This window comes from Aeromonas sp. S12(2024) (assembly GCF_041402305.1).
GTDB classification, from domain to species: domain Bacteria; phylum Pseudomonadota; class Gammaproteobacteria; order Enterobacterales; family Aeromonadaceae; genus Aeromonas; species Aeromonas veronii.
Genome location: NZ_JBGLRB010000006.1, coordinates 42,415 through 66,706, shown reverse-complemented (window position 1 = coordinate 66,706; position 24,292 = coordinate 42,415). Strand labels below are relative to the sequence as shown.

The 24,292-nt window shown below is 57.8% G+C and carries 23 protein-coding genes; 21 read left to right on the top strand and 2 right to left on the bottom strand.

Translation table 11 applies throughout. The features are described from left to right. Positions 1–13 precede the first annotated feature (13 nt). A complete protein-coding gene (oxyR, locus tag ACB035_RS07845) occupies positions 14–913 on the top strand; it encodes a DNA-binding transcriptional regulator OxyR (protein ID WP_371167013.1) in 900 nt (299 codons plus the stop codon). A gap of 49 nt (positions 914–962) precedes the next feature. Here the strand turns inward: oxyR and ACB035_RS07840 are convergent, their stop codons facing one another. Next, positions 963–3,434: a penicillin-binding protein 1A gene (locus ACB035_RS07840; RefSeq protein ID WP_371167012.1), complete on the bottom strand. Its 2,472-nt coding sequence runs from the start codon at positions 3,432–3,434 to the stop codon at positions 963–965. A gap of 300 nt (positions 3,435–3,734) precedes the next feature. Between ACB035_RS07840 and tapM the strand changes: the two genes are divergently transcribed. From tapM to ACB035_RS07745, 19 genes are all read left to right on the top strand, one after another. Then, a complete protein-coding gene (gene tapM, locus ACB035_RS07835) occupies positions 3,735–4,796 on the top strand; it encodes a PilM family type IVa pilus assembly protein TapM (RefSeq protein ID WP_279486673.1) in 1,062 nt (353 codons plus the stop codon). Beyond that, positions 4,784–5,362 carry a PilN family type IV pilus biogenesis protein TapN gene (gene tapN / locus ACB035_RS07830; RefSeq protein WP_371167011.1) on the top strand — a complete coding sequence of 193 codons (579 nt, stop codon included), beginning with the start codon at positions 4,784–4,786 and terminating at the stop codon, positions 5,360–5,362. Before tapM ends, tapN begins: the two co-directional genes overlap by 13 nt. Continuing rightward, a complete protein-coding gene (gene tapO, locus ACB035_RS07825) occupies positions 5,359–5,958 on the top strand; it encodes a PilO family type IV pilus biogenesis protein TapO (RefSeq protein WP_019446350.1) in 600 nt (199 codons plus the stop codon). Before tapN ends, tapO begins: the two co-directional genes overlap by 4 nt. Further along, positions 5,955–6,488 carry a pilus assembly protein PilP gene (locus tag ACB035_RS07820; RefSeq protein WP_005335020.1) on the top strand — a complete coding sequence of 178 codons (534 nt, stop codon included), beginning with the start codon at positions 5,955–5,957 and terminating at the stop codon, positions 6,486–6,488. The genes tapO and ACB035_RS07820 overlap by 4 nt, the downstream gene beginning before the upstream one ends. A 16-nt stretch (positions 6,489–6,504) precedes the next feature. Beyond that, entirely contained in the window at positions 6,505–8,730 is a 2,226-nt protein-coding gene (gene pilQ, locus ACB035_RS07815; RefSeq protein WP_259585510.1) for a type IV pilus secretin PilQ, read from the top strand. 191 nt (positions 8,731–8,921) lie between these two features. After that, positions 8,922–9,440, top strand: a complete 519-nt coding sequence (gene aroK, locus ACB035_RS07810) for a shikimate kinase AroK (RefSeq protein WP_005335014.1) — start codon at positions 8,922–8,924, stop codon at positions 9,438–9,440. Between the two features lie 14 nt (positions 9,441–9,454). Beyond that, complete coding sequence (aroB, locus tag ACB035_RS07805) at positions 9,455–10,537, top strand: 3-dehydroquinate synthase (RefSeq protein WP_005362254.1); 1,083 nt, start codon at positions 9,455–9,457, stop codon at positions 10,535–10,537. Next, the gene (locus ACB035_RS07800; RefSeq protein WP_371167010.1) at positions 10,527–12,107 is read left to right on the top strand and encodes an SPOR domain-containing protein; all 1,581 of its coding nucleotides are present in this window, start codon (positions 10,527–10,529) and stop codon (positions 12,105–12,107) included. Before aroB ends, ACB035_RS07800 begins: the two co-directional genes overlap by 11 nt. A 70-nt stretch (positions 12,108–12,177) precedes the next feature. Beyond that, the gene (locus tag ACB035_RS07795; protein WP_005335008.1) at positions 12,178–13,050 is read left to right on the top strand and encodes a Dam family site-specific DNA-(adenine-N6)-methyltransferase; all 873 of its coding nucleotides are present in this window, start codon (positions 12,178–12,180) and stop codon (positions 13,048–13,050) included. A 189-nt stretch (positions 13,051–13,239) separates the two neighbouring features. Beyond that, positions 13,240–13,914: a ribulose-phosphate 3-epimerase gene (rpe, locus tag ACB035_RS07790; RefSeq protein WP_005335006.1), complete on the top strand. Its 675-nt coding sequence runs from the start codon at positions 13,240–13,242 to the stop codon at positions 13,912–13,914. After that, a complete protein-coding gene (locus ACB035_RS07785; RefSeq protein WP_371167009.1) occupies positions 13,901–14,569 on the top strand; it encodes a phosphoglycolate phosphatase in 669 nt (222 codons plus the stop codon). Before rpe ends, ACB035_RS07785 begins: the two co-directional genes overlap by 14 nt. A 42-nt stretch (positions 14,570–14,611) precedes the next feature. Further along, complete coding sequence (gene trpS, locus ACB035_RS07780; protein WP_005362251.1) at positions 14,612–15,616, top strand: tryptophan--tRNA ligase; 1,005 nt, start codon at positions 14,612–14,614, stop codon at positions 15,614–15,616. Between the two features lie 118 nt (positions 15,617–15,734). Further along, positions 15,735–15,950, top strand: a complete 216-nt coding sequence (locus ACB035_RS07775) for a hypothetical protein (protein ID WP_005334997.1) — start codon at positions 15,735–15,737, stop codon at positions 15,948–15,950. A 21-nt stretch (positions 15,951–15,971) separates the two neighbouring features. Beyond that, positions 15,972–16,553: an aminodeoxychorismate synthase component II gene (locus tag ACB035_RS07770; RefSeq protein WP_371167008.1), complete on the top strand. Its 582-nt coding sequence runs from the start codon at positions 15,972–15,974 to the stop codon at positions 16,551–16,553. 276 nt (positions 16,554–16,829) lie between these two features. Next, entirely contained in the window at positions 16,830–18,047 is a 1,218-nt protein-coding gene (locus tag ACB035_RS07765) for an aspartate aminotransferase family protein (RefSeq protein WP_058055649.1), read from the top strand. A gap of 76 nt (positions 18,048–18,123) precedes the next feature. Continuing rightward, positions 18,124–19,143, top strand: coding sequence for an arginine N-succinyltransferase (gene astA, locus ACB035_RS07760; RefSeq protein ID WP_005334994.1), 1,020 nt, complete (start codon positions 18,124–18,126; stop codon positions 19,141–19,143). Positions 19,144–19,215: 72 nt separating this feature from the next. Then, positions 19,216–20,685 (top strand): succinylglutamate-semialdehyde dehydrogenase, encoded by a 1,470-nt coding sequence (gene astD, locus ACB035_RS07755; RefSeq protein ID WP_371167007.1) that lies wholly within the window; start codon positions 19,216–19,218, stop codon positions 20,683–20,685. Between the two features lie 59 nt (positions 20,686–20,744). Further along, the gene (locus ACB035_RS07750) at positions 20,745–21,542 is read left to right on the top strand and encodes a DUF1338 domain-containing protein (protein WP_335811869.1); all 798 of its coding nucleotides are present in this window, start codon (positions 20,745–20,747) and stop codon (positions 21,540–21,542) included. A gap of 233 nt (positions 21,543–21,775) precedes the next feature. Continuing rightward, positions 21,776–22,036 carry a hypothetical protein gene (locus ACB035_RS07745; RefSeq protein WP_371167006.1) on the top strand — a complete coding sequence of 87 codons (261 nt, stop codon included), beginning with the start codon at positions 21,776–21,778 and terminating at the stop codon, positions 22,034–22,036. Positions 22,037–22,120: 84 nt separating this feature from the next. On the opposite strand, the gene ACB035_RS07740 is transcribed toward ACB035_RS07745, so the two are convergent. Beyond that, on the bottom strand, positions 22,121–22,723 hold the full coding sequence (locus ACB035_RS07740) for an HAD family hydrolase (RefSeq protein ID WP_371167005.1): 603 nt from the start codon (positions 22,721–22,723) through the stop codon (positions 22,121–22,123). Positions 22,724–22,896: 173 nt separating this feature from the next. Between ACB035_RS07740 and ACB035_RS07735 the strand changes: the two genes are divergently transcribed. Next, a complete protein-coding gene (locus tag ACB035_RS07735; RefSeq protein ID WP_371167004.1) occupies positions 22,897–24,273 on the top strand; it encodes an MDR family MFS transporter in 1,377 nt (458 codons plus the stop codon). Positions 24,274–24,292: the final 19 nt, after the last annotated feature.

Sequence of the window (24,292 nt, the reverse complement as noted above, 5' to 3'; positions counted from 1 at the left end):
GGACTCTTGCTGTATGAATCTTCGCGATCTCGAATATCTGGTGGCGCTGGATGAGGAAAAACATTTTCGCAAAGCCGCTGAACGCTGCTTTGTCAGTCAACCCACCCTGAGCGGCCAGCTGCGCAAGCTGGAGGATGAACTCGGGGTCATTCTGATCGAACGTACCTCGCGCAAGGTGCTGTTTACTCCGGCTGGCGATGCCATGGCCCATCAGGCGCGTCGGGTGCTCAAGGAGGTGCGTGAGCTAAAGAGCATCGGTCAGCACTTCTCCGAGCCGATGTCCGGGGAGATCCATATCGGTTTTATTCCGACCGTGGGCCCCTACCTGTTGCCCCGCATTATCCAGACCCTGCGTGAGCGTTTTCCCCAGCTGGAGTTCTACCTCTATGAGGAGCAGACCCAAACCCTGCTCAAACGGCTGGAAGAGGGGGAGCTGGATTGCGTCATTCTGGCCGAGATGCCGGGGATGGAGGGGTTTGGTTCAATCCAGCTCTACCATGAGCCGATGTGGCTGGCAGTACCTTGCCATCACCCCGAAGCACAAGCCAGGCAGGTGCCGCTTGGCAATCTCAAGGGCAAGAAATTACTGATGCTGGCTGATGGCCACTGTTTGCGGGATCAGGCGATGGGATTCTGTTTCGCTGGCGGGATAGGTGAGGATCAACGCTTCAAGGGGACCAGTCTCGAGACCCTGCGCAACATGGTGGCCGCCGGTAGTGGCATGACTTTGGTGCCAAGGTTGGCCGTACCTGCCGATCATGATGAGGGCGGGGTGAGCTATCGACCTGTGGTTGACCCTGTGCCGGGGCGTACCATCTCGCTGCTCTATCGCCACTACTCGGTGCGTCGCCCCTGTTTCAACGAGCTGGCCGCCTCGATCGCCACGCTGATGACCAAGCAGTTGGCCCAATAAAAAAACCGGCAGCCAAGGCTGCCGGTTTTGCTTCTGCCGCGAGAGCAGCTTAGAAGATATCGTCGGTTGAGACAGGCCCTTCTACATCGGGGTTGTCACCGCCGTAGACCTGATTGCCATCCGAGCTCGGTGCTGCGTAGCGGGTCGGCTCGGTCCCTTCCTTGAAGTATTCGTCGGTGCCGCCACTGGTCGCCAGCAGGCCGGTTTCGCTATCAATCTTCACCGTCATGATCCCCTCGGGAACCGGCATCTTGTGCTCCGGCAGCTTTTTGAGGGCGACTTTCATGAAGTCGATCCAGATAGGCTGCGCGGCGCCACCGCCAAATTCGGCACGGCCAAGGCCACGCTGGTGGTTGTCAAAACCGATCCAGGAGGTAGCTACGATGTCCGGGGTGTAGCCGGAGAACCAGGCATCCCGCGATTCGTTGGTGGTACCGGTTTTACCGGAGATGTCGTGACGTTTCAGGTCGCGGGCTGCACGCCAGCCGGTACCACGCCAGCCGTTGCCACCCCAGATAGCCGTGCTCAGGGTGTCAGTGATCAGGAATGCGCTCTGGGCACTGATGGTATGCGGGGCGATGGTTGGCGCGAGAGGGGTCTGCGTGCCATCTTGTGCGGCTCCATCAACAGTTGGCTGCGGCAGTGTGCTCTGCTCGGGTGCGGGCTGCTGTTCACAGGTGGTGCAAGCAATTGCAGGATTGGCCTGATAGAGGGTGTTCTCCAGACTGTCGGTCACTTTGTCGATGAAGTATGGGGTCACCAGGAAGCCACCGTTGGCCAGAACCGAGTAACCACGCACTACCTCGAGGGGGGTGAATTCGGCAGCACCCAGTGCCAGCGACTCATGGGGAGAGATAAAGTCGCGGGGGAAGCCAAAGCGGGTCAGACCGTCGATATAGGTATCCAGACCGATGGCGCGCATCAGTCGAACCGACATCACGTTCTTGGACTTGGCCAGTCCCAGACGCAGCGGGGTGGGGCCATCATAAACGGCCGGGGAGTTCTTGGGCTGCCACATGGGCCCTTTTGACGGATCCCACTGGTTGATCGGCGCATCGTTGATGAGCGATGCCAGGGTATAGCCGTGCTCCAGCGCGGTCGCATAGAGGAAAGGCTTGATATTGGAGCCGATCTGACGACGAGCCTGATCGACCCGGTTGAATTTGGAGAGTTCGAAGCTGAAGCCACCGACCAGCGCTTCCAGTGCCCCATTTTTCGGGTTCATGGCAACCAGCGCGGCGTTGACGTCTGGGATTTGGGCCAGCAGCAACTCTTCGCCCTCTTCCCGTACCCAGATCTGGGCGCCGACTTTCAGCACATCGCGCGCTGATTTCGGGGCATAGCTCTGACGGTCGTCGGTAATAAAGGAGCGGGCCCATTTAATGCCGTTCCAGCCGAGCTCTGCTTCCTTGCCATTCTTCAGTACCAGCGTGGCGCTGCGATCACCAAGCTTGGTCACGACCGCCGCCATCAGCGGATCATAAGTGGGTTGTTTGCCAAGGTGAGCGACGATCTGCTCGTAATCCCAGGCTGTCTCGCCAGCCTTCCACAACTGAGCCGTCGGGCCGCGATAGCCGTGGCGCATGTCATAGGCAAAAACGCCATCCAGCAGTGCCTGTCTTGCCGCCCGCTGACGTTCGGCAGAGACGGTAGTGTAGACGTGCAGGCCCATGGTGTAGGCATCTTCACCGAACTGCTCGACCATCTTCTGGCGCACCATTTCCCCCAGATAGGGGGCATGCAAGGTCACTTCGGCGCCGTGAAAACGGGCCTTGATCGGCATCTTGGACGCTTCGTCAAACTGGGCTTGAGTGATCTTGCCGGTTTCCAGCATCCGGCCCAGCACCACGTTGCGGCGAGCAAAAGCGCGCTCGGGGGAGCGGATGGGGTTGAGCATGGAGGGGGCTTTCGGCAGACCTGCAATGATGGCGATCTCATCCAGTCCCAGATCCTTGACCTCTTTACCAAAGTAAACCTGTGCCGCAGCACCGATCCCGAAGGAGCGATAACCAAGGGGGATCTTGTTGAGGTAGAGTTCGAGGATCTCGTCTTTTGAGAGATTCTGCTCGATCCGCCAGGCCAGGAAGACCTCCTTGATCTTGCGGATGATGGTCTTCTCATTGCTCAGGAAGAAGTTGCGGGCAACCTGCTGGGTGATGGTACTGGCCCCCTGACGGGCATGGCCGGAAACAGCCCAGACGGATGCGGCTCGAATGATACCAATCGGGTCAATGCCCGGGTGCTCATAGAAACGTGCATCTTCGGTCGCCAGTACGGCATCGATCATGGGTTGCGGAATTTCGTCCAGACGTAGCGGAATGCGACGAATTTCGCCATATTGGGCGATCAACTCCCCATCCCGGCTGTAAACCCGCATCGGGGTTGCCAGCTTGACGTCACGCAGTGCGGTGACATCGGGCAGCTGGGGTTTGATATAGAAGTAGATACCGATGAGGCTGGCGACACCCAGCACTGCACCCAGCATCATGACAATAAACAGGCGAACGAGCCATTTCAGCATGGAAGAACTACCAATCGTCTTAAAATTAGCCAACGGGCGCAGAGTATAGCCCTTTTGCCATCGGGAATTCGAGGTTTTCCTGTGGCGAGCCACCCACCTCAAAAGGATGCGAGAGGTTAGCACTACGGGGAGCAATAACCAAGGAGGGCCACTTGCCATGAAGAAAGCGAGATGGGTCACTTTTCGGCATAAACTTTATGACATTGATAGTTAGAGCATTTAGGATGAGTGAAGCACTCCTCTGATCGGGTGTCCTACACTCTGTTCAGGAATAAAACCAAATAACGCATGGATGTGTATATGTTTGGGCTTTTTAACAAGGGATCCCTCCTCCCTCTGGTGGGCATTGATTTTGGCAGCCAGACCATCAAGGCCGTTACCCTCAGTGGCCGACCTGGCAAGCTTCATCTCGAGTCGGTCGCCGATATTGCCACCCCGAAAGGGACGCTGGTTGACTATCAATTGCAGGATATCGAGCGTGTCAGCCAATCTCTCAAGAGCCTCAAGCGCCTGATCCCTGCTCACAGCGACTATGCCGCCACTGCGGTGACCGGCTCCAACGTGATAACCAAGGTGATCCAGATTGATGCCCGCCTCAGCGACAAGGAGCTGGAGAGTCAGGTGCAGCTGGAGGCCGAGCAGATCATTCCCTTCCCCCTTGATGAAGTGAGTCTCGATTTTGAGGTGCTGAGCACCAACAATAGCGAAGATCGTCAAGATGTGCTGCTGAGCGCAGCCCGCACCGAGAGTGTCAACGGCCGGGTCAGCGCCCTTGCCGAAGCCGGTATTGCCGTCAAGGTGGTGGATGTGGGCGCCCATGCGCTGGGCCGTGCCGTGGTGGCATGTCTGCCCGAATTGCAGGAGAGTGAACGGCCGATCGGGGTGATAGATATCGGTGCCAGTGCCATGACCTTTGCGGCGCTGGTCAAGGGAGAGGTGATCTACTCCCGCTTGCAAAACTTCGGCGGCGATCAGTACAGCCAGGCGCTCTCCTCCTTTTATGGCATGACGCTGGATGAGGCTGAGCAGGCTAAAACCAACGGTACCTTGCCTGTTGACCATGAGCTGGATGTGCTGATGCCCCACATCAACTCGCTGTTGCAGCAAGTGCGGCGCAATATCCAGCTCTTTTGCAGTTCATCCGGTTATCGCGACATCGCAAAACTGGTGCTGACAGGGGGAGGCAGTCTGCTACCCGGTTTGTTGGTGCAGGTAAAAGAAGAGGTCAATTGCGAGGTGTTGCACCCGGATCTGTTCGCCCTGTTTGGCAAACCGAAAGGGGAGGCCGAGCTGGTACATGGTGCTAAATATATGACGGCATTCGGGTTGGCTCTGAGGAGTTTCACACCATGTCAAATATAAACCTTCTACCCTGGCGTGAAGCCCGGGCCCAGAGCCAAAAGAAACAGTTCGGGGCCTTGCTGGGGATTTTTGTGCTGGCCACGGTCGCGTTGGGATTTTTTGCCAACTGGCTGGTTGATCGCCAGATCGTCGCCCAGCAGCAGCGCAACCAGAGGCTGGTTCAGGAGATGACTATTCTGGATGCCCAGCTGGGGGAGATCCGTCTGCTCAAAGAGCGTCGCAAGGAACTGATCGATCGGATGCAGCTCATCGAGCAGTTGCAGATGCGCCGCAATGTGCCCGTCCGCCTCTTCAATCAGCTGCCTTCATTGGTGCCCAATGGGGTTTACCTCAACACCCTCTCGATGCAGAACAATATTATTGATGTAAATGGCAAGACCGAAGCCTATGGTCGGGTGGCCAGCATGATGCGGCGGATTGATGGTTCCGGCTGGCTGGGTCAGGCAAAGATAAGCACTATTTTTGCGGCTGATGTTGCGCCAGTGTCATTGAGCCAGTTTTCCATGATGTTCCTGATCGCCAACAATGCTGCGGCTGCAGGGAATGTGGCCAAGGAGCAACAATGAACCTTCAGCAACTCAACGAGTTGGATATCAATGACATAGCAAGCTGGCCAAAATGGGCAAAAGGGGTCTTCATCTTTTTCTGCTGCGTGTTGACCGGCGGCGCCATCTACTATTACGTGATTGCCAACTCACTGACCAGTTTGACTCAGGAAGCGGGGAAAGAGACCGAACTGAAAGCCCAGTTTGAAAGCAAGGCGATGCTGGCTGCCAACCTGGGGGCATACAAGGCGCAAATGGTTCAGCTTGAGCAACTGGTTGATACCCAGCTCAAGCAGTTGCCCAATACCCATGAGGTCGCCGGTCTGCTGGACGATATCAGCTTTATTGCTACCGACAACGGCTTGAAATTGAACCGGATCAACTGGGAACCCGAGGTAAAGCACGAGTTTTCAACCGAGCTACCAATGCGTATCGAAGTCGTGGGCACTTACCATGAAATTGGCAAGTTTACCGCTGACATGGCCGCTTTGCCCCGTATCGTCATCCTTGACTCCTTCACTCTGGGTCAGAGCAAGGATGAAGGGGAGCTGATTTCGATGTCGATGCTGGCCAAGACCTACAAGTACAACGGTAAAACAGTGGAGCCGAAACAATGAGACGCATCTGCTGGTTATTGCCTGCCCTCTTGCTGGCGGCCTGTGGTGGTCAGGAGGACATGGATAGCTATGTCGCCCAGACTAAAGCAAGGCCACCCATACCTATCGAGCCCTTGCCCGAGCTGAAGCCTTTTGCCCCTATGCACTACCAGCAACGCGAGTTGCGCAGCCCCTTCATGGTTCCCCAGCCTGAGGCGACGGTCGGAAGTACAAGTACTGCCAAGGCCCAGCCGGATTGTGCACAGACCCTGATGGATCGTGAGAAAGAGGTGCTGGAAAATTATTCGCTGGCCAGTCTGTCGATGCATGGTTCTTTAGGTAAGGCGGGTCAGTTGTGGGCCTTGATCAGCACCCCGGATGGCAAATCGATGCGGGTCGGGCTCAACCAGTATATGGGGCTTGATCAGGGCCGGGTCATCAAGATCACTGACACTGCCGTGGATTTGTTGGAAACCATTCCGGACGGGAAGGGGTGCTGGGTAACAAGAGAAACCCAGTTGGCGATGGCCAATGTGCAAGAAAAACAATAATCAGGGACGAACAGCAATGAGAACAACAATAGAGAGTGTATCCAAAGTGGCTTTGCTGTTTTGCGCCTGCGCCCTCAGTCAGGCGTGGGCAGTGGCAACCCTGCAGGAGATCAAGGTCAATCCGCTGCTGGCCGATCAATTGCTGGTCGAGCTCAGTTTTAGTGAGCCGGTCACGGGCTTTACCGATCGTCTCTCTTACCAACCCAATCAGCTGTTGTTGCATGTTCCCGGTGCGGCAGGGGCGCTGAAAGTGAACCCGCTGCCGATCCAGCGCCTGGGGGTTGATAATATCAAGGTTGAGGGTAAGGGCGCAGGTCTGGATATCAAGATCGCACTCGATCAGCTGGCCCCCTATCAGGTTCAGCAACAGGGGAACAAATTACTGGTGTCATTGGGCGAGGGGGCCTCTTCCGGGCTCATCAATGGTGAGAGCGCGCTGATTGCACCCGCAACCTCGGCTACTCCTGTGACAGCACCCTCTGCGATGGTGGCCACACCCTCTCCCTCGGCACTGCTCAATCCTCAGGTCGTCGCCCGGTCGATGCCTGTTGCGCCCGTGACTACGCCGGTAGCCACACAGCCTGCCAGCAAGCCGGTGCTTAACAACTATCAGAGCAGTGGGGGCGGCGCCTATTTCAACTCGGTTACCGGTGTGGATTTTCGTCGTGGTAAAGATGGCCAGGGGGAGTTTCTGGTCACGCTCGATAACAGCTCGGCCGCCGTCGATGTGAGCAGCCGAGGCCAGACCGTACTGGCCAAGTTTCATGGCACTCGGGTGCCGGATGGCTTGCTTAATCTGATCAACGTGCAGGATTTTGCAACTCCGGTCTCTCAGGTTGAAGTCTCCCGGCAGGGGAGCGATACCCTGTTTGAACTGTCGATCAATGGTCAGTTTGATTACCGTTACGATCAGGCAGACAAGCTCTTCATTATCGAGGTGAAAAAGCGGACGACGGCCACGGCATCCAAGCAGTATCAGGGAAAGCCCATCTCATTGAACTTTCAGGATATTCCAGTCCGTACCGTGTTGCAGCTGATCGCTGATTTCAACAACCTTAACTTGGTAACCACAGATTCGGTAGCAGGCAATATTACCCTGCGTCTGGATGGGGTGCCGTGGGAGCAGGCGCTCGACATTATTTTGAAGGTACGGGGTCTGGATAAGCGGTTGGATAACAACATTCTGTTGGTGGCTCCGGCGGAAGAGATCGCAACGCGCGAGAAGCAGCAACTTGAGAGCCGCAATCAGGTTGCTGATTTGGCCCCGCTCTATACCGAATATCTGCAGATAAACTATGCCAAGGCCTCGGAAGTGGCGGCCCTGCTCTCTTCCGAAAGTACCAAGTTGCTGTCACCCCGTGGTGCGGTGAGCGTGGACGAGCGAACCAACGTGCTGGTGGTCAAGGATACTGCCGATGTCATCAGCAGCATCAAACGGATGCTCGATATCCTCGATATTCCGGTCAAGCAGGTGGTTATCGAGGCGCGGATGGTGACCATTGATGACGGTTTTGATGAAGCGCTCGGGGTGCGTTGGGGAGTGACCAAAAACGATGGTCACGGCAACAGCACTTCAGGCTCTATTGAAGGGAATGATTCGTCCGGTAATAACGACGGTAGTTCAACGATTACCAGACCTTCCGAGAAGCAGCGGATGAATGTCAACCTGCCGGTGACCAATGCGGCCGGTACTTTGGCCTTCCAGGTTGCCCGTTTGGCTGATGGCACCTTGCTGGATCTCGAGTTGTCGGCGCTGGAAAAAGAGAGCAAGGCCGAGATTATCGCCAGTCCGCGGGTGACCACGGCGAACCAGAAACCGGCATTGATCGAGCAGGGTACCGAGATCCCCTATGTGGAGTCCTCTTCCAGTGGTGCTACCTCGGTTACCTTCAAGAAGGCGGTCTTGAGCCTGAAGGTTACCCCGCAGATCACCCCTGACAATCGGGTGATTCTCGACCTGACCGTGACCCAAGATACCAAGGGGGAAACGGTACCGACCGGTACCGGTGATGCGGTTTCCATCAACGCCCAGTCCATCACCACTCAGGTGTTGGTGAACAATGGCGAGACGCTGGTGCTGGGCGGCATCTATCAGCAGACCATCAAGAGCGATGTAACCAAGGTGCCTTTGTTGGGCGATATCCCCGGATTGGGGGCCTTGTTCCGCAAGACCACCAGCGAGAACAAAAAGCGGGAGTTGCTGATTTTCGTGACGCCCAAGATAGTCACCGACGCCTTCTGAATGCTTTACATGTGAAGGTAAAACACATATAACCTTACGCCCCAATGAGGCTGGGGCGTAAGGGCTGCGGTTGCCAGTCCCGATATCTATTGAGATAATCCCCCTCCTGATCCATCGCAAGATAAGGTTCATAGGTACCCCGATCCAGTATTCATCGGGGTCGTACAGTTTGTAATTACTAACGAAAAGACATGGCTGAGAAACGCAATATTTTCCTGATAGGTCCCATGGGTGCGGGCAAGAGCACCATAGGTAGACATCTGGCAGAACAACTGCATATGGAGTTTTTCGACTCAGATCATGAGATTGAGCGCCGCAGTGGTGCTGATATCGGCTGGGTGTTCGATGTTGAAGGCGAAGAAGGTTTCCGGATTCGCGAAGAGAAGGTGATCGGCGAATTGTCAGAGCAGCAGGGTATCGTGCTGGCGACGGGTGGCGGTGCCATCAAGAGTCGCGAAACCCGCAACAAGTTGTCTGCTCGTGGCATCGTGGTCTACCTCGAAACCACTATTGAAAAGCAGCTGGCGCGCACACAGCGAGACAAACGCCGCCCTCTGCTACAGACCGAAGAACCTGCACGCGAAGTGCTGGAACGTCTGGCACAAGAGCGCAATGCCCTGTATGAAGAGGTTGCCGACTTTGTTGTGCACACCGATGACCAGAGCGCAAAAATCGTTGCCAATCAAATTGTAAAGCTGATCGGTATGTAATCTAGAGGACGTCCATGGAACGGTTGAAGGTCGAACTGGGTGAACGCAGCTATCCCATCGAGATAGCTGCAGGGTTGTTGCAGCGCCCCGAGGCGCTGGTATCGACCATCAAGGGCAAGCGGGTGATGATAGTGACCAACACGGTCGTTGCTCCGCTTTATCTTGAACAGGTAACAGCTCTGCTGTCGGGTTTTCAGGTTGAACACCTGATCCTGCCTGACGGTGAGGCATACAAGAACCTGGCGACTTTTGAGCAGATCATGTCTGCTCTGCTTGAAACCAACCATGGGCGCGATACGACACTGATCGCTCTGGGGGGCGGCGTGATCGGGGATGTGGTGGGCTTTGCGGCAGCAAGCTATCAACGTGGCATTCCTTTTATCCAGATCCCGACCACTCTGCTCTCCCAGGTTGACTCCTCTGTCGGCGGTAAAACCGCGGTCAACCACCCCCTCGGCAAGAACATGATTGGGGCTTTTTATCAGCCCAAACAAGTTGTTATCGATACCGAATGTCTGAGTACCTTGCCCGCCCGCGAATTTGCCGCAGGGATGGCCGAGGTGATCAAGTACGGCATCATTTGGGATGCTGATTTCTTCAGCTGGCTGGAGCAGAACATGGTGCGTCTGCAACAGCTGGAACCTGCCGCGCTGGCCTACGCCATCAAACGATGCTGCGAGATCAAAGCCGATGTGGTCGGTCAGGATGAGACCGAGCACGGCGTCCGTGCGCTGCTCAATCTGGGTCACACCTTTGGTCATGCCATCGAGGCCGAGCAGGGGTATGGTAACTGGCTGCATGGTGAAGCAGTATCCGCCGGCACCATGCTGGCTGCCTGGACTGCGCAGGCCCGTGGCGATATGAGCGAAGCGGACGTTGCGCGAGTGCGCGCCCTGCTGCTGGCCGCCAATTTGCCCATTCATGCGCCTGCCGAGATGGATTTTGCCGCCTTTATTCGCCATATGCGCCGTGACAAGAAGGTGTTGGAAGGCAAGCTGCGTCTGGTGTTGCCGGTTGGCATCGGCCATGCGCAGGTGGTGGGGGATGTGTCCGATGCCGAGTTGCTGGCGGTGATCGAGTCTGGTCGTGACGAATAAACTGCTAAAACTTCCTTCCCAGCGGCAGCTGGTTGACCGGCTGCTGCATCTGATTGAATTCAATCACCCTTTCATTTTTCTCTCCGGTAAACCCGGTTGTGGTCGCGGTACCCTGTGCGAATCCTTGCTCGGCGTGTTGCCGGAAAAAGTGCGGGTGGTGAGCCTGATCGGCACGCCTGCCATGAAGATGGTGGATGTACGCCAGCTGTTGCTGCCACAGGTGGTGGCGCGCCCGCTGTTCAATCCACAGGATGCGCTGGCGGAGAGCTTCTTTCGCATGCTGGAGGGGAGCAAGCCAGCCACCCTGTTGCTACTGATAGAGCGGGCCGACCAGTTGCCAGCCGAATTGCTGGGAGAGTTGTGGGCGATCATCCGTCATAACGATACCCTGGCGGCGCCCCATCAGCTGGCCATTATTGTCTCGGGCAGTGACGTCTGGTGTCGTACCCAACGGCCGCAGCTCAAAGGGCGTGCCATGCCAGCCCTTGAGCTGGAAGTGCCGCCCCTGAGCCCGCCCGAGCAGCGCATCTTCTTGTATGAAAAAGCCAAAGAGCTCAAGATCCCGGCGACCCTCTTGCCCAAGCCGCAAGTGGAGGAGATCCTGAATACGGCGAACGGACATCCGTCCACCATCATGCAGTTACTGGAGGATATCATGACCGACAGAAGGCCCAAGAAGCGTCAGGCGGAGTTGCCTGTCAAGAAGATTGCCACCGCTATCGCGCTGGTCGCTGGCGGCCTGCTGGCATTGAGTTACCTTCTGCCTGCGCTGTTTGACAATGAAAGCAAACCGGCACTGCAGGATCCTGCGCAGAACACGGCATTGCCGATCCCGGTAACGGGAGGCGATCCCCTCACCGCAGGCGGTTCGAATACCGATGCCGCTGAACAAGGCGCGCAAAACAGCGATGCAGCCAGCAATCCCAACGGGGTTGTGAAGGATTGGCAGCCGGAGGCGAAAGTGCTGCCCAAGTCGGTAGAGGGCGAAACCGTGACCACCGAATCAACCAATTACGAAGGGCGTCGGGTAGTGATCTCTGACGAGGTCGTGCAAAAGCTGATGACCGAACCCAAGGTGAGCGGCGCACTGCCTACTGACGTGGTGGACGAGCTGACCGGCAAGAACCCGAGTGGCACAGCCCCCAGTGGTGCAATCGCAACCACGGCGCCAGCCAGTACCTCCAAAGCACTGAATCCGGCGACAACCGCAACGCCTGCGGCCACCACCAAAACCGCCAGCAACGAGCTGGTTGCCGCGCCAGCACCCAAGGTGGCCCTGACACCGGTCGCCACCTTGAACAAGAAGCCGCGCAACCACTACAGCGTTCAGCTGATGGGGGCGAGCAACACCAAGGCGGTGGATCAGTTTGTCGCCGAGCATGGTCTGGCGGGTAAGGTCTGGGTATATCAAACCAAATTCCGTGGCAGCCCCTGGTACGTGGTGCTGCAAGGGGATTATGCCGGTCTGACCCAGGCCAAGAGTGCCATTCGCAAGCTTCCGCCAGCCTTGCTGAAAGGCCAGCCCTGGCCCAAGTCGTTTGCACAGGTACAAAAAGAGCTGAAGCAATAGCCTTGATACCGGATAAGGGGGTAGAATCGTCCCCCTTTTTGGGTCTTGCCTTCTTACACACCGGATTTCCATGAAAAAAACACGCGCTTTTTTAAAATGGGCCGGGGGAAAATACTCCCTGGTTGAAGAGATCGCCGAGCGCCTGCCGGCCGGGCGTGTGTTGCTGGAGCCCTTCGTCGGGGCCGGGTCTGTGTTTCTCAACACCGACTACGACGCGTATGTGCTCAACGACATCAATCCGGATCTGATCTGCCTGTACAACCACCTCAAGCTGACGCCGGACAGTTTCATTGCCGAGGCGCGCAAGCTGTTTGTGGCAGAGCACAACCACAAGGCGGCCTATTACCGGCTGCGTACCCAGTTCAATCAGACCGAGACCACCTTCGAGCGGGCACTCTTGTTCCTGTTTCTCAACCGTCACGGTTTCAACGGACTGTGCCGCTACAACAAGAAGGGCGGCTTCAACGTGCCGTTCGGTTCCTACAAGAAGCCCTATTTCCCGGAAAAAGAGCTGTGGGCCTTTGCCGAAAAGGCGCAGAAGGCGACCTTTATCTGCGAGAGCTACGCCGACGCCATCAAGCGTGCCGAAGAGGATTGGGTTATCTACTGTGATCCTCCCTATGCGCCGCTCTCCACTACGGCGAGCTTCACCACCTATGCCTCCGGTGGGTTTACTTTGGATGATCAGGCGATCCTGGCGCGATTGGCCCGCCACACAGCCGCTCACAAAGGGGTGCCGGTGCTGATCAGCAACCACGATATTGAGCTGACTCGTGAGCTTTATCGCGGTGCCCGCCTCGACGAGATCCTGGTCAAGCGCACCATCAGCCGCAATGGCGGCACCCGCAACAAGGTGGCCGAGTTGTTGGCGCTCTATCCGCCCGGAATCGAACCGGAGCAGGGCTACTATCCCAGCGACAGTGAACTGCTGCCACTGACGTAACAGACCATGCGGCGCCCAGGGGCGCCGTTTTTTATGGGCGAGTCCGCGCCCGTGCCGATGTCCTATAACCCGGGCTGCTGGGGGAGGGGAGGTGATTGCCCCATTTACCCCGCATTCGAGTCGTTTTCGCCCGCCTTTTACGTTAAAATTGCGCCGCTTTTTCTCCCTGGCTGCCAATGGATGATGCTGATGAAAGACTTTCTGATTGCCCCCTCGATCCTCTCTGCCGATTTTGCCCGTCTGGGTGACGATGTAGCCAAGGTACTGGCTGCCGGTGCCGACGTGGTTCACTTCGACGTGATGGACAACCACTATGTCCCCAACCTGACCATTGGCCCCATGGTCTGTCAGGCGCTGCGTGACTACGGTATCGAGGCCCCCATCGACGTGCATCTGATGGTCAAGCCGGTGGATCGCATCATTCCCGATTTTGCCAAGGCGGGTGCTTCCCTCATCACCTTCCATCCGGAAGCGTCCGATCACGTTGATCGCTCTTTGGGCCTCATCAAGGAGATGGGCTGCCAGGCGGGTCTGGTGCTCAATCCGGCTACCTCGCTCTCCTGCCTCGAGTATGTGATGGACAAGCTGGATGTGATCCTGCTGATGTCGGTCAACCCGGGCTTCGGTGGCCAGAGCTTTATCCCCGGCACCCTCGACAAGCTGCGTCAGGTGCGTCGTCTGATCGACGAGAGCGGCCGCGATATTCGCCTCGAGATCGATGGCGGGGTGAAGGTCGACAACATTCGCGAGATCGCCGAAGCGGGCGCCGACATGTTTGTCGCCGGCTCGGCCATTTTCAGCCAGCCTGACTACAAGGCGGTGATCGACAAGATGCGTGCGGAGCTGGCTCATGTCACACGCTGAGCGCGCATTTGATTTGGTGCTGTTCGATCTGGACGGCACCCTCATTGACAGCGCCGCCCAACTGGCGCTGGCGGTCAATCTGACTCTGGCAGACCTCGGTCTGGAACAAGCTGATGAAGCGGTTATCCGTACCTGGGTTGGCAATGGTGCCGACAAGCTGATCCAGCGGGCGCTCGCCTATCGCGAGGCCGATCCTGAGCTGTTTGCCAAGGCCCGCCCGATCTTTTTCCAGCACTACAACGCTTGCCTGCTGCAAGGGTTGGAGATGTATGACGGGGTGGCGCAGAGTCTGCGCCGTCTGCAAACTCTGGGTTACAAGCAGGCGATCGTTACCAACAAGCCGAGCGATTTCGTGGCCCCCATCCTCGATGCCCTCGGCATCAGCGATTGTTTCGAACTCTGGCTTGGCGGCAACTGCGTGCCGGTCAAGAAGCCGAGCCCGGAGCCCTTGCTGCACGCTTGCCAGGAGTTGGGGGTTAGCCCGGCTCGCACCCTGATGGTGGGCGACTCCGAAAATGACGTGCTGGCGGCCAAGGCGGCTGGCATGAAGGTGGTGGGTCTTACATACGGCTACAACTATGGCCGCCCCATCGCCGACTCCCATCCAGACTGGGTATTCGAGCAGTTTGCCCAGCTCGATGCACTTTTGGTCTAATAGCGCAGCTGGGCTGGCTGAATAACAAGGATTAACACTCTCATGACTAAACCAATCGTATTGAGCGGAGCGCAACCCTCCGGTCAACTGACCATCGGCAACTACATGGGGGCCCTGCGTCAGTGGGTCAACATGCAGGATGAGTTCGACTGCCTCTACTGCATCGTCGACCTGCACGCCATCACCACTCGCCAGGACCCGGCTGCCCTGCGCAAGGCTTGTCTGGACGCAGCCGCCCTCTATCTGGCGGTCGGTATCGATCCCAAGAAGAGCACCGTCTTCATCCAGTCTCACGTGCCGCAGCACGCTGAGCTGGGCTGGATCCTCAACTGCTATACCCAGATGGGTGAGTTGTCGCGCATGACCCAGTTCAAGGACAAGTCCGCCCGTTTCGAGAACAACGTCAACGTCGGCCTGTTCGGTTATCCGGTGCTGATGGCGGCCGACATCCTGCTCTATCAGGCCAATCAGGTGCCGGTCGGCAACGACCAGAAGCAGCATCTGGAGCTGACCCGCGACATCTGCACCCGTTTCAACAACCTCTATGGTGAGGTATTCACCATGCCGGAGCCCTTCATTCCGACCGAAGGGGCACGGGTGATGAGTCTGCAGGATCCGACCAAGAAGATGTCCAAGTCGGATGACAACGAAGCCAACTTCATCGGCCTGCTGGAAGATCCCAAGCAGATCGTCAAGAAGATCAAGCGTGCGGTGACCGATTCCGACGAGCCGGCGGTGGTGCGTTTCGACCCGGAAAACAAACCGGGTGTCTCCAACCTGCTGACCCTGATGTCCGGTGTGACCGGCCGCTCCATCCCCGAGCTGGAGCAGCACTTCGAAGGCAAGATGTACGGTCACCTCAAGACCGAAACCGCCGAAGCCGTGGTGGCGCTGCTGGAACCGATCCAGGCCCGTTTCCACGAGTTGCGTCAGGATGAGGCCCATCTGATCGCGATTCTGGCAGAAGGCGCACAAAAGGCGCGCGAAAGAGCTGAAAAAACCCTGACCAGCGTATATGATGTAGTCGGCTTCGTTCCTCGAGCCTGACATACTGGGAAGGTGTAGTAGAAGAGAGCTGGGTATTTGCCTGGCTTTCTTTATTTTCTGCCTGGCTATTTTGTTTAATTTCTTTATTTCAACCTGGGTAATATCCCCAAGAGAAAGCATGCCTGTTCAACCAACTATTTCTGCTGAAGAGCTGAGTGACAAAGGTCACTGGCTACGTAAATTTCGCAAGGCGAAAAACCTCAATACCCTGCAGTTGATGGTCTCCAATGCCATCGACAAGCACCATAAAACCCCTGCCGTTGCTGCCGCCATCTATCTGGCCGAGTGTCAGCGTGAACGGGAAATGGAACAGGGCCGTTATCTCGATCGTTAATTCTCCGCTGTTGGTTATCTCATGCTGTTGTTGATCGATAACTACGACTCTTTTACCTGGAACCTGGTGCAATATTTCGGCGCCCTGGGACAAGAGGTTGTGGTCAAGCGCAATGATGAACTGACGCTTGATACCATAGCGCAGCTCTCCCCCCGTTTTCTGGTGATCTCTCCCGGTCCCTGTACGCCCAATGAGGCGGGGATCTCTCTCGACGCTATCAGCCACTTTGCTGGCAAGCTGCCCATTCTCGGCGTCTGTCTCGGTCATCAGTCGCTGGCGCAGGCCTTCGGCGCCCGCGTAGTGCGTGCCCGTCAGGTAATGCACGGCAAAACCTCGCTCATCCGCCATCGCAATGAGGGGGTGTTCAAGGGGCTCAACAACCCGCTGCGAGTGACCCGTTACCACTCGCTGGTGGTGGAGCGCGACACGCTGCCCGACTGCTTCGAGGTCACCGCCTGGAGCGAGCATGCCGATGGCTCATTTGACGAGATCATGGGGCTGCGCCACAAGACGCTCCCCATCGAGGGTGTTCAGTTCCATCCGGAGAGTATTTTGAGCGAGCAGGGCCATCAGTTGCTGGCCAACTTTCTGGCGCGTTCATAAAAAGTTGTGATCGCCTTCTCAAGTTCGAGAGAAGGCAAAAAAAATTTCCCTGACACTTTATTCACCCCCTCTCCTGCCCAAATTATCTCTTGCCAAGCCCCCCTGAGTCGTTATGCAATGCGGTTGCCTAAAATCTCAAGAGCAATCGAACATTGTTCCTTATAGGCCGTCTTGTTACAGACTTTTTACTTTATTTCTGTGATAATCCCGTCACGTTTACACGGATTTAACTTTTGGGCGGTGGATTATTCTGTCGCCGAATCGAAGGAGAGCTATATGTCAGAGTTGTTGGCAGTGACACGTGAAGTGTTTGATGAAGTGATGGTTCCCAACTATGCGCCCGCCAAGATCATCCCGGTGCGTGGTGAAGGGTCACGTGTCTGGGATCAGGAAGGGCGCGAGTATGTCGACTTCGCCGGTGGCATCGCCGTCAACGGTTTGGGTCACTGTCATCCCAAGCTGGTCGAGGCCCTGAAAACCCAGGGCGAGAAGCTGTGGCACCTCTCCAACGTCATGACCAACGAGCCGGCCCTGCGTCTGGCCAAGAAGCTGGTCGCCGCCACCTTCGCCGACAAGGTCTACTTCTGCAACTCCGGCGCCGAAGCGAACGAAGCCGCTCTCAAGCTGGCTCGCCGCTACGCCATCGAGAAGTTTGGCGAGCAGAAGACCCAGATCATCGCCTTCAATCAGGGCTTCCACGGTCGTACCTTCTTTACCGTCAGCGTCGGTGGCCAGGCAGCCTACTCCGATGGCTTCGGTCCCAAGCCCGGTGACATTACCCATGTTCCCTACAACGATCTGGCGGCGCTGGCCGAGGTGATCTCCGACAACACCTGCGCCGTGGTGATGGAGCCGCTGCAAGGGGAGGGGGGCATCATTCGTCCTACCGACGAGTTTGCCAAAGGGGTACGCGAGCTGTGTGACAAACACAATGCCCTGCTGGTGTATGACGAAGTGCAGTCCGGCGTCGGCCGGACCGGTGATCTCTATGCCTATATGGGGCTTGGCGTCACGCCTGACATCCTCACCAGCGCCAAGGCGCTGGGGGGCGGTTTCCCCATCGGCGCCATGCTGACCACCAACGAAATCGCCTCTTACCTGAAAGTGGGCACTCACGGCTCTACCTACGGCGGTAACCCGCTGGCCTGTGCGGTCGCCGAAGCGGTGATCGACGTGATCAATACCCCGGAGGTGCTGGCTGGCATCAAGCAGCGCGAACAGCTGTTCCGCGATGGCCTTGAAGCAATCAACGCCAAATACCACTGCTTTAGCGAGATCCGCGGCAAGGGTCTGCTGCTGGGCGCGGCCCTGAGCGATGCCTACAAGGGGCGCTCCCGCGACTTCCTGCTGGCCTCCATCGATCAGGGGCTGATGGCACTGGTGGCTGGTACCAACGTGGTTCGTTTTGCCCCTTCACTGGTGATCCCGGAAGCGGACATCAAGGAGGGGTTGGCCCGCTTCGAGAAGGCGGTTGCCCAGGTGGTTAACGCCTGATTCCAAATTGAGGTGGGGAGCTCTCCCGGCAGGAGCCGGGACCCCACCTGTCGTCAATGAAAGGGAGTTGTCATTTATGTTGGTTATCCGTCCCATCGAGCAAAAAGATTTTGCCGGGCTCAAGACCTGCGCCATCGAGTCCGGCACCGGCATGACCTCGTTGCCCGTCAACGATGAGCTGCTGCAGCGCAAGATCGATGCCTCTACCCAGACTTTTTCCGACAAGCCCGCAGGCAAGGGGGACTGCCTCTACTTCTTCGTGGCTGAGGATCTGGAGACTGGCGAGATGGTCGGCACCTGTGCCATCGATGCCGCGGTTGGCCTCTCCCAGCCGTTTTACAACTACCACATCGGCAAAGTGGTGCACTCTTCCCCCAAGCTCGGCATCTACAACGTCGTTGAAACCCTGACCCTCTCCAACGACTACACCGGCAACTCCGAGCTCTGCACCCTGTTCTTGCGCGAATGTGCCCGCGAGGGGCTCAACGGCCGCCTGCTCTCCAAGCACCGCTTTCTGTTTATGGCCGAGCACCCCGAGCTGTTTGACGAGACCGTCTTCGCCGAGATGCGCGGCGTCTCCGATGCCAACGGTCACAGCCCCTTCTACGAGTGGCTGCAAACCCACTTCTTCTCGATGGATTTTCCCACCGTCGACTATCTGACCGGCATCGGCAAGAAGCGTTTTATCGCCGAGTTGATGCCAAAGTACCCCATCTACGTCAATTTGCTGAGCAAAGAGGCGCGCGCCGTTATCGGCCAGACCCACGAGAAGACCCGCCCGGCCATCAAGATGCTGCAGGACGAGGGCTTCGTGAACCGTGGTTACGTCGATATTTTCGATGCGGGCCCCACCGTCGAGTGCGACGTGAAGAATATCCGCAGCGTGCGCCGCAGCAAGAAGCTGCGGGTGCTGGTGGGCGAGCCCATCGGTGGCAAGACCCACCTTATCTGCAACAGCCGTTTCGAACATTACCGCGCCTGCTACGGCAATATCCGGGTCGATCTCGACAAGCATGAAGCCATTATCCCGCCCAAGATGGCGGCGGCACTCAAGGTGCAGGATGGCGACATGGTGCGGGTGGTTGACCTCGACTGAGGCAAACAGGACAAGCAAACCGATTATCAGACAGGCAGCCGAGGCTGCCTGTCAGCGACAGGGAGTGAATGGATGAGCCAGTTAGTGCAATTTATCGACGGTCAGTGGCTTGCCGGTGAAGGCAAGCCGTTCGAGTCAACCGATCCGGCCAAGAACGAGGTGATCTGGCAGGGGGCTGCCGCCAGTGCGGCGCAGGTGGATGCCGCCGTCAAGGCCGCCCGTGCCGCCTTCTACCACTGGGCGGACATGAGCCTTGAGGATCGTCTGGCCATAGTGCGTCGTTATGCCGACCTGCTTGGCGAGCAGAAAGAGGCTTTGGCCCTGACCATCGCCCGCGAAACAGGCAAACCGCTGTGGGAGACCCGCACCGAAGTGGCCGCCATGCAGGGCAAGATTGCCATCTCCATCCGTGCCCACGACGAGCGTACCGGCACCGTTGAAAATGCCATGCCGGGCGCCAAGGCGTTTGTCCGTCACAAGCCCCACGGTGTGGTGGCGGTGTTCGGCCCCTACAACTTCCCGGGCCATCTGCCCAACGGCCATATCGTACCTGCACTGATCGCGGGTAACGCCGTGGTGTTCAAACCCTCCGAGCTGACCCCCATGGTGGCCGAGGCCATGGTCAAGGTGTGGCAGGAGGCCGGATTGCCCAAGGGAGTGCTCAATCTGGTGCAAGGGGAGGTCGAGACTGGCAAGGCGCTGGCTGGCAACCCGGATATCGACGGCCTCTTCTTTACCGGCTCCTCCCGCACCGGTCATTTCCTCCATCAGCAGTTTGCCGGTCAGCCGGGCAAAATTCTGGCCCTCGAGATGGGCGGCAACAACCCGCTGATTGTGAAAGATGTGAGCGACATCGACGGCGCTGTGCATGCCATCGTCCAGTCGGCATTTATTACCTCTGGTCAGCGCTGCACCTGCTCCCGCCGCCTGTTTGTCGAGCGCGGCGAGCGGGGCGATGCCCTGGTCAAGCGACTGGTCGAGGTGGTGGGCAAGATCAAGGTCGGCCTCTATGATGCAGCCGAACAGCCGTTCATGGGTTCGATGATAAGCGAGAAGGCAGCACTGGGCATGGTCGAGGCGCAAGCCAACCTGCAGCGCCTCGGTGGCGAGAGCCTGCTTACCCTCAAGCACCTGGAAGCGGGCACCGGCTTTGTCTCCCCGGGCATTATCGACGTGACCTCAGTGAGCGCGTTGCCTGACGAAGAGTACTTCGGCCCGCTGCTGCAACTCATTCGCTATGACGATTTTGATGCCGCCATCGATCAGGGCAACGCCACCCGTTATGGTCTCTCGGCCGGTCTGCTGGGGGACAAGGAGGCGGACTGGCATCATTTCTTCAAGCGGATCCGCGCCGGTATCGTCAACTGGAACAAACCCATCACCGGTGCATCCAGTGCCGCGCCGTTTGGTGGTATCGGCGCTTCCGGCAACCACAGGGCGAGCGCCTACTACGCTGCTGATTACTGTGCTTACCCAGTTGCCTCCGTTGAAGACAGCAAGGCCGCCATGCCGGATCAACTGTCGCCCGGCCTGCGCTTCTAATAACGACACGGGGCATCCAGCGGTGCCCCCATCTGTACCCGCAATCAAAGGAAAGAGAGATGCAAAAGGATATCGACACCCTGTTCAGCCATCTGTGGGACAACTACATCAAGGTGACCCCGAGCGCCTTCAAGGTGCACACCCTGCTGGGTGGCGGCGAGCCCATCGTCAACGATCACGTGGCGTTTCGTACCTACAACTTGCCCAAGCTGGGGCTGGAGAAGCTGGCCGCCCACTTCCTAGCGCTCGGTTACGAGCAGAAGGGCGAGTACGTCTTCAAGGCCAAGAAGCTCTACGCCAAGCACTTCGAGCATCAGGATCCGGACGCTCCCAAGGTGTTTATCAGCGAGCTGAAGGTGGAAGAACTCTCCCCAGCGGCGCAGGCCATCATCCACAAGCTGGCGGATCAGGTACCCGATCATCTGACCGATACCCCGGCATTTCTCTACACCGGTGCCCCCTGGCAGGTCTCCTATGCCGATTATCAGACCCTGCTGGCGGAGAGCGAGTACGCGGCATGGATGGCAGCATGGGGCTATCGTGCCAACCACTTCACGGTCAATATCAACAAATTGAAGGATTTTGACACCATCCATCAGGTCAATGCGGCGCTCAAGGCGGCGGGTTTTGTCCTCAACAGTGTGGGTGGCGAGGTGAAAGGGGATCCGCAGGTGATGCTGGAGCAATCCTCCACCATGGCGGACAAAGCCGAGGTGCCGTTCAGCGATGGGGTGCGTACCATCCCGAGCTGCTTCTACGAGTTTGCCCTGCGCTATCCGCAGGCCGATGGTGTGCTCTATCCGGGCTTCGTCGAGGCCTCGGCGGACAAGATCTTCGAATCGACGAATGCCATGTAACGGGAGCCACCCTGTTTCAGTCGCAACGCCTCCTCGTGGAGGCGTTTTGTTTGGCGCCGAGTGACGGTGGCGAGTGTTGTCTGACGCCGCGTGGGAAGGGGATTTGTACGGCGCCCAATCGGTAAATGTTTGTTGATAAAAATGTGAACTAGATCACTTGATACGTCACAGATTGACGCGGGCGGCGGAGCAAAAAGGAGTAGAATGGCGCTTTATTTTTGCGGGGCCAATCGATGCCTAACTATCACTTTTTCAAGCAGGGTCAGGCGCTTACCTACCTAGATGCCAATGCACCCAGCTATAGCGATGAGCGTCGTCAACTGGTCGAACAGGGATTTGCCGCCATCGCCGCCCCCACCTTTGCAGATACCCCTGCCGAAGCCCTTGAGCTGCTTCGCACTCATCAGGCACTACAGGATGAGGCCAACGCCAACGCCCTTTGTTTGACGGTTGCCAGCATTCCGGCTGCGATCGCAACTCTGTCCGGGCACTGACGCTGCCGCCAAGCTCACATGAATAAAAAATGGTGCCACTGTCATGACACCATTTTATCGGTTTGCCTGCTTGCCCTGAGTACTTTACCGCTGGTGCAGGTTACCTTCGATAACCAGCACGGTATCCATCCCTGCTGCCTTGCCTGCCTCAAGCCCGATGCGGGTATCTTCAAACACCAGACAGTTGGCGGGATTGGCGCCGAGCAGTTCGGCCACCTGCAAGAAGGTATCAGGGTGCGGCTTGTGGTTGGTGACATCATCGGCGCTCACCACCACCGAAATATAGGCGTCGAGTCCGGTGCTTTTGAGGATGGAGTCCGCCTGATTGCGCGGTGAGCCGGTGCCAATCCCCATCTTGACCTTGCCGTGATAGTGCCTGACCAGCTCCCACATCTTGGAAAAGACGCTGACCTTGTCGATATGTTCCATATAGAGGGCAATCTTGCGACGGGTAAAAGCCTCGACATCCACCGTCAGCCCCTGCTGCTCGGCCAGCATGGCGATGATCTTGCGGGTGGGAATGCCGCCGTACTGATAGAGCTGTTCCCGCTCGAAGGGGATGCCGAATTCGGCGCAGGTGAGCTCCCAGGCATCCAGATGAAGGGGCATGGAATCTACCAAAGTGCCATCCATATCGAAAATCAGGGCATCGTAGTGATCAAACCCGTACTGCTCACGCTCGCTCATGGGGGCTCCTCGAATCAAATAGAGCAGGCTAACAGAAATGGTCGGCGTTTTGTGGGATCGGCCTCATGGTTGGGCAGATTGTGGCCGCCGTTTTTTCTATCTCTTGCTGATTTGTGAGACAATAATCCGTTCATTGCCGGATACTTTGGCATATCAGAGCAGCGAGTCCGCTTATGACCTCGAAAATATCCCCCAAAACCATTTTCTCCAGTGTGGCGCTGGTGATCGCCCTCGGTTCACTGGAAAAGAGCATAGTCACCACCCCGCTGCCCATGATTGGCGCCGAGTTGCATGCCGGTGCCGCCCTCACCTGGGTGGTCACCGCCTATCTGCTGGCCGCCACCGCCGTGCTGCCCCTCTATGGCAAGCTGAGCGATCTCTTTGGCCGGGTGCGGATGCTCAATATCGGTATCGGCCTGTTTCTGGCGGGCTCGGTGGCCTGTGCGCTCTCCCTGGATCTGCCGACCTTGCTGGCAGCGCGGGTGCTGCAAGGGCTGGGGGGCGGAGGTCTGATTGCCCTCGCGTTTACCGTGATTGCCGATACCATACCGCCACGGGAGGTGGGCAAGTATCAGGGCTACATCTCAGCGGTCTATGCGGTCTCCAGCATCGCTGGCCCCTTGCTCGGCGGTTATTTCACCGAGCAGCTCAGCTGGCGCTGGATCTTCTGGATCAATCTGCCGCTCGGGGCGCTGGCGGTCTTTCTCATCAACCGCAACCTCAAGCAGCTCAACGTACGTCGCCACAGTCGCTTCGACTGGAAGGGGGCGGGTCTGCTGATTACTGTCACTACGCTCACCCTGTTGCTGCTCTCGCCGGAGGCGGCGCTGCCTGCCGTCTGGCTTTCGGCGGCGCTGGGCGTGGCACTGCTGCTGCTGATTCTGATTGAGCGGCGCGCCCACGATCCCATTCTGCCTGCCCATCTGGCCCGGCTGCCCGGCTATCTGGTGAGCGTGCTGCTGGTGATGCTCTCCCAGCTGCTGATGTTTGCCGTGCTGGTCTATCTGCCGTTGCAGATGCAGTGGCAGAAGGGGTTGAGCGCCAGCGAGAGCGGGATGAGCATGGTGATCTTCATGATCTGCATCACCGCCGGCGCCTTTGTCGGCGGCAAGTTGATAGGCCGTACCGGTCACTACAAGAGCTTTGTCGCGGTGGGCTTTGGCCTCGCGGCGGTGGCGCTCTGGCAGATCCACTTCGATGCCTGGGTCAGGCTGGCCCTCGGGTTTGCCGGTATTGGTCTCGGTCTGGTGCTGCCCGCCCTCTCGGTGGTGGTGCAGAATGCCCTGCCACGGCAGGATCGCGGCATCGGCATGTCACTGTTCAACTTCGGGCGGGAGCTCGGCGGTGCCGTCGGCGTGGCCATCTGCTCCATGCTGTTTCATTTCCGCCTGCCAGCCGGCAGCGATGGCGATCTGAGCCGGCTCGCCCCCGATCTGCTGGCCCCGGGCTTCAGCGCAACCTATATCGGCATGGCACTGATCGCCACGCTGGCGCTGCTCATCACCCTGCTGGCGTTGAAACGCCACGAGCTGGCCTCTATCAGCGCCTGATTTGGTCTGTGCCGACATT

What these genes read in the sequence shown, in the direction of transcription:
- ACB035_RS07795 (WP_005335008.1), top strand. Translation starts at nt 12,178, where the DNA reads ATGAAAAAAACACGCGCTTTTTTAAAATGGGCCGGGGGAAAATACTCC.
- tapN (WP_371167011.1), top strand. Translation starts at nt 4,784, where the DNA reads ATGTCAAATATAAACCTTCTACCCTGGCGTGAAGCCCGGGCCCAGAGC.
- pilQ (WP_259585510.1), top strand. Translation starts at nt 6,505, where the DNA reads ATGAGAACAACAATAGAGAGTGTATCCAAAGTGGCTTTGCTGTTTTGC.
- oxyR (WP_371167013.1), top strand. Translation starts at nt 14, where the DNA reads ATGAATCTTCGCGATCTCGAATATCTGGTGGCGCTGGATGAGGAAAAA.
- ACB035_RS07740 (WP_371167005.1), bottom strand. Translation starts at nt 22,723, where the DNA reads ATGAGCGAGCGTGAGCAGTACGGGTTTGATCACTACGATGCCCTGATT.
- ACB035_RS07735 (WP_371167004.1), top strand. Translation starts at nt 22,897, where the DNA reads ATGACCTCGAAAATATCCCCCAAAACCATTTTCTCCAGTGTGGCGCTG.
- ACB035_RS07775 (WP_005334997.1), top strand. Translation starts at nt 15,735, where the DNA reads ATGCCTGTTCAACCAACTATTTCTGCTGAAGAGCTGAGTGACAAAGGT.
- ACB035_RS07750 (WP_335811869.1), top strand. Translation starts at nt 20,745, where the DNA reads ATGCAAAAGGATATCGACACCCTGTTCAGCCATCTGTGGGACAACTAC.
- ACB035_RS07770 (WP_371167008.1), top strand. Translation starts at nt 15,972, where the DNA reads ATGCTGTTGTTGATCGATAACTACGACTCTTTTACCTGGAACCTGGTG.
- tapO (WP_019446350.1), top strand. Translation starts at nt 5,359, where the DNA reads ATGAACCTTCAGCAACTCAACGAGTTGGATATCAATGACATAGCAAGC.
- ACB035_RS07765 (WP_058055649.1), top strand. Translation starts at nt 16,830, where the DNA reads ATGTCAGAGTTGTTGGCAGTGACACGTGAAGTGTTTGATGAAGTGATG.
- ACB035_RS07785 (WP_371167009.1), top strand. Translation starts at nt 13,901, where the DNA reads ATGTCACACGCTGAGCGCGCATTTGATTTGGTGCTGTTCGATCTGGAC.
- aroB (WP_005362254.1), top strand. Translation starts at nt 9,455, where the DNA reads ATGGAACGGTTGAAGGTCGAACTGGGTGAACGCAGCTATCCCATCGAG.
- ACB035_RS07840 (WP_371167012.1), bottom strand. Translation starts at nt 3,434, where the DNA reads ATGCTGAAATGGCTCGTTCGCCTGTTTATTGTCATGATGCTGGGTGCA.
- tapM (WP_279486673.1), top strand. Translation starts at nt 3,735, where the DNA reads ATGTTTGGGCTTTTTAACAAGGGATCCCTCCTCCCTCTGGTGGGCATT.
- astD (WP_371167007.1), top strand. Translation starts at nt 19,216, where the DNA reads ATGAGCCAGTTAGTGCAATTTATCGACGGTCAGTGGCTTGCCGGTGAA.
- ACB035_RS07745 (WP_371167006.1), top strand. Translation starts at nt 21,776, where the DNA reads ATGCCTAACTATCACTTTTTCAAGCAGGGTCAGGCGCTTACCTACCTA.
- aroK (WP_005335014.1), top strand. Translation starts at nt 8,922, where the DNA reads ATGGCTGAGAAACGCAATATTTTCCTGATAGGTCCCATGGGTGCGGGC.
- trpS (WP_005362251.1), top strand. Translation starts at nt 14,612, where the DNA reads ATGACTAAACCAATCGTATTGAGCGGAGCGCAACCCTCCGGTCAACTG.
- astA (WP_005334994.1), top strand. Translation starts at nt 18,124, where the DNA reads ATGTTGGTTATCCGTCCCATCGAGCAAAAAGATTTTGCCGGGCTCAAG.
- ACB035_RS07820 (WP_005335020.1), top strand. Translation starts at nt 5,955, where the DNA reads ATGAGACGCATCTGCTGGTTATTGCCTGCCCTCTTGCTGGCGGCCTGT.
- rpe (WP_005335006.1), top strand. Translation starts at nt 13,240, where the DNA reads ATGAAAGACTTTCTGATTGCCCCCTCGATCCTCTCTGCCGATTTTGCC.